Origin of the sequence: Sphingomonas sp., from assembly GCF_035758555.1 — a bacterium.
Classification (GTDB): domain Bacteria; phylum Pseudomonadota; class Alphaproteobacteria; order Sphingomonadales; family Sphingomonadaceae; genus Sphingomonas_B.
The window spans coordinates 1-3,427 of sequence record NZ_DASTXI010000177.1 but is presented as its reverse complement, the minus strand read 5'-3'; the positions used below and the strand labels follow the sequence as shown (position 1 = coordinate 3,427).

Annotated in this window: 4 protein-coding genes; 2 read left to right on the top strand and 2 right to left on the bottom strand. The window is 68.3% G+C overall.

Translation table 11 applies throughout. The annotated features are described in order from the left end of the window. Together VFT73_RS10380 and VFT73_RS10375 are read right to left on the bottom strand one after the other, a co-directional pair. Positions 1–821 (bottom strand): Xaa-Pro peptidase family protein (locus VFT73_RS10380; protein WP_326410679.1); only part of this gene is annotated, 821 nt, incomplete at its 3' end. Beyond that, entirely contained in the window at positions 818–2,107 is a 1,290-nt protein-coding gene (locus VFT73_RS10375; RefSeq protein ID WP_326410677.1) for an FAD-binding oxidoreductase, read from the bottom strand. The genes VFT73_RS10375 and VFT73_RS10380, both read right to left, overlap by 4 nt. 48 nt (positions 2,108–2,155) lie before the next feature. Between VFT73_RS10375 and VFT73_RS10370 the strand changes: the two genes are divergently transcribed. Both VFT73_RS10370 and VFT73_RS10365 read left to right on the top strand, forming a co-directional pair. Then, positions 2,156–3,079: a dihydrodipicolinate synthase family protein gene (locus VFT73_RS10370; protein ID WP_326410675.1), complete on the top strand. Its 924-nt coding sequence runs from the start codon at positions 2,156–2,158 to the stop codon at positions 3,077–3,079. A 13-nt stretch (positions 3,080–3,092) separates the two neighbouring features. Further along, the coding region (locus VFT73_RS10365; protein WP_326410673.1) for a proline racemase family protein at positions 3,093–3,427 on the top strand (335 nt) is incomplete at its 3' end.

Here is a 3,427-nt window from a genome sequence, read left to right as displayed (position 1 = left end):
TCCGCCTCGCCGAACACATAGGTACGCGTGATGTCGGAATGATAGCCCTGGATCGTGCAGCCGGTGTCGATCAGCACGATGTCGCCTTCGCTTAACGCCGCATCCCCCGGCAGGCCGTGCGGGAAGGCGGTCGAGCGGCCGAACTGGACGATGCAGAAGGCATTGCCGCCCGGCGCCCCGATCGCCCGGTGCGCTTCGTCCAGAAAGCGCGCGACTTCGCTGGCGCGAATCCCCGGACTCAGCGCCCTGGCGGCGCGGCGATGGACTTCCAGCGTCATGGACTTGGCCTGCTGCAGCAGCGCGAGCTCGGCCGGCGACTTGTACATCCGGCAGCCGTCGACGATCGGGCTCGCGTCGATGATGTCCAGCGAAGGCGCCACGCGGCGGATGCGCTCGACAAACAGGAACGCCATTGCCGGATCGATCGCCAGCGTCGCGGCGCCGGCCTCGCGGAGCGCATCGGCGACAAGTGCGGAGGGGCTCTCATCCTCCTGCCATAGCCGGAGATCGGCATCGAGGCTCAGCTCCGCCTCCAGCGTGCCGAGCTCGAACGCAGGCGCGATCACGATCGGCCGGCCCTCGACGGGAAGCAGCATTGCCACCAGCCGCTCGCTGGCGCCCCAGGATACGCCCGCGAAATAGCGAAGGCTCGCGCCGGCACCGATCAGTAGCGCGCCAGCACCGGCATCGGCGGTCAGACGGCGCGCCTTGTCCAGCCGCCGTTCGCGCTCTTCCTTCGTGATCGAGGGTGCCGGATCCGCCCAAGGCCGGGTCGCCGCGAGTTCCTGGGCCGGGCTCGACCCGCCAATGCCTGTCGTCATGCGCGCACTCCAAAACGGTCGATGTCGAAGGGGGTGATATCGAACGGCGGCGCCTCGCCCGCAACCAGCGCGCGCACCGCCTCGGCCGTCGTCGCGGCCAGCGTCAGTCCCAGATGCTGGTGCCCGAACGCGTAGAACAGATTGTCCGCTCGCCGGCTGCGGCCGATCGCCGGCAGGTAATCCGGCAAGGTCGGCCGCGCGCCCATCCATTCGCGCCCCGGCAGATGGAAGGACAAGCCGAGCGCAGCGACGTGCTTGCGCAGCCGCGCCCATTTGCGCGGGTCGGCGGGGCGCCCGATGCGTCCGAACTCGACGAAGCTCGCGGCGCGCAGGCCCGACCGGAAGCGCGTGACGATCATCGACCGATCCTCGAACACGACGGGCGGCGTGCCCATCGGCCAGTCGGTGTCCGCCGACTGGATGTGATAGCCGCGCTCCGCGATCAGCGGCACGACATGGCCGATCGGCGCCAGCAGCGCGCCCGATGCCGCGCCGGCCGTCACCACGATCGCGGGCGCTCGGTGCCGGCTGCCGTCGGATGCGAGGGCGACGGCCCGTCCACCTTTCACATCGAGCCGTTCGATCCGCGCCTCGATCCGCGACCCGCCGGCTTTGGCGAAGCTGCCGGCCAGTGCGTCGGCGAGGGCGTTCAGGTCAGCGATCTGTCCCGATCCCGAGAACCGCACCGCCCCCGCGATCGGGACGCGTGTCAGCTTCGCGAGTTCGCCGAGCTCGTCGGGCGTCGCATCGCGCAGCGTTGCCTTGCCGGTCTTTGTCGCGGCCCAGCGTGCCCGGCCTTCGCGCGCGCTCGCATCGCTCTCCCAGACGATGAAATGGCCGTCTTCGAGCAGCAGCTCGCCCGCGCCGATCCGGCCGAGCAGGCGCCGCCACGCATCCATTGCTCCGCCCAAGGCGCGCGTCAGTGCCGTGCAGCCCGCGGCGAAGCGCGCCGGGCGTGCAGCCGCCAGCAGCCGCATCGAAAAGGGCAGCCAGGCGCCGATGCTGCCGATCGGCAGCGACAAGGCGCCGCCGCGCCAGAACAGCCGCCGCGGCATCGAACGGATCGTCGCCATCGAAGCGAGCGGCTCCACTTGCTCGATCGCGATATGGCCCGCATTGCCTAATGAAGCCGCGGGAGATTCGCCGGGCATGTCGAACAGGGTGGTGGCGATGCCGTTCAGCTGCAGATTGAGCGCGGTGGCGAGCCCGACCACGCCGCCGCCGACGACAATGGCAGTTGCGGGTGGTGCGCGGTCGGCGGAAGCGCCTGAAAAATCAGTTTGCATAGGCCATCATATACCGTATACGATTTTCAGCTTCAACGGAGGTTGTGAATGACATCGTCGCGGAAACTGTGGGAAGGCGTCTATCCCGCAGCTACCACTCAATTTGCAGAGGATCTGTCGGTCGATATCGACGCGACGCAGCGCGTGCTGACCGCGCTCGTCGACGACGGCGTCGACGGGCTGATCATGCTCGGCACCTGCGGCGAGAATAATTCGCTCGAACCTCAGGAAAAGCGCGCCGTGCTGAAGGCCGCGAAGGAAGCTGTGGGCGACCGCGTGCCCCTCATCGCCGGCGTTTCGGAGTTCACCACGGCCCGCGCGGTCGATTTCGCGCGCGATGCCGAAAAGCTGGGCATGGACGCGATCATGCTGCTGCCGGCGATGGTCTATGTGCCCACGCCGGAGGAATTGCAGGCGCATTTCCGCACCGTCGCCAGCGCGACCTCGCTTTCGGTAATGCTGTACAACAATCCGCCCGCCTATCGCGTCGGCGTCGATTTCGCGACGCTTGAGGCGCTCAGGGACGTGTCCAACGTCGTCGCGATCAAGGAAAGTGCGCCCGATCCGCGCCGCTTCACCGACGTGTTCAACCGTTTCGGCGACCGTTATACCGTGATGGCCGGCCTGGACGACGTGGCGCTGGAAGGGCTGTTCCTCGGCGCCAGCGGCTGGGTGTCGGGCCTGACCAGCGCCTTCCCGACCGAATCGGTGCGGCTCGTCCAGGCGTTCAACGAAGGCAAGTATGACGAGGCACTGGCGATCTACCGCTGGTTCATGCCGTTGCTCCACCTCGACGCCGAACACGATCTCGTCCAGTCGATCAAGCTGGCCGAGCAGATCATGGGCCGCGGATCGGAGCGGGTGCGCCTGCCGCGCCTGCCGCTGACCGGCCAGCGCCGCAAGGACGTGATCGCCTGGGTCGAGCAATGCGCCGCCACCCAGCCGAGCAAGTTGCAAGCCCAGGCTGCCTGATCGCCGGAACTCCATGCGCCACACCTTCTTCTGCATCGACGGCCATACGGCGGGGAACCCCGTCCGTCTGGTCGCCGGCGGCACGCCGCTGCTGCGCGGCACCTCGATGGGCGAGCGGCGGCAGGATTTCCTGGAGCGGTTCGACTGGATCCGCACCAGCCTCTGCTTCGAGCCGCGCGGTCACGACATGATGTCGGGCGGGTTCCTGTATCCGCCGACGCGCGACGACAGCGACGTCGGCATCCTGTTTATCGAAACGAGCGGCTGCCTGCCGATGTGCGGCCACGGCACCATCGGCGTCGCGACGGTGCTGGTGGAGACCGGCATGGTCGAGGTGACCGAGCCGGA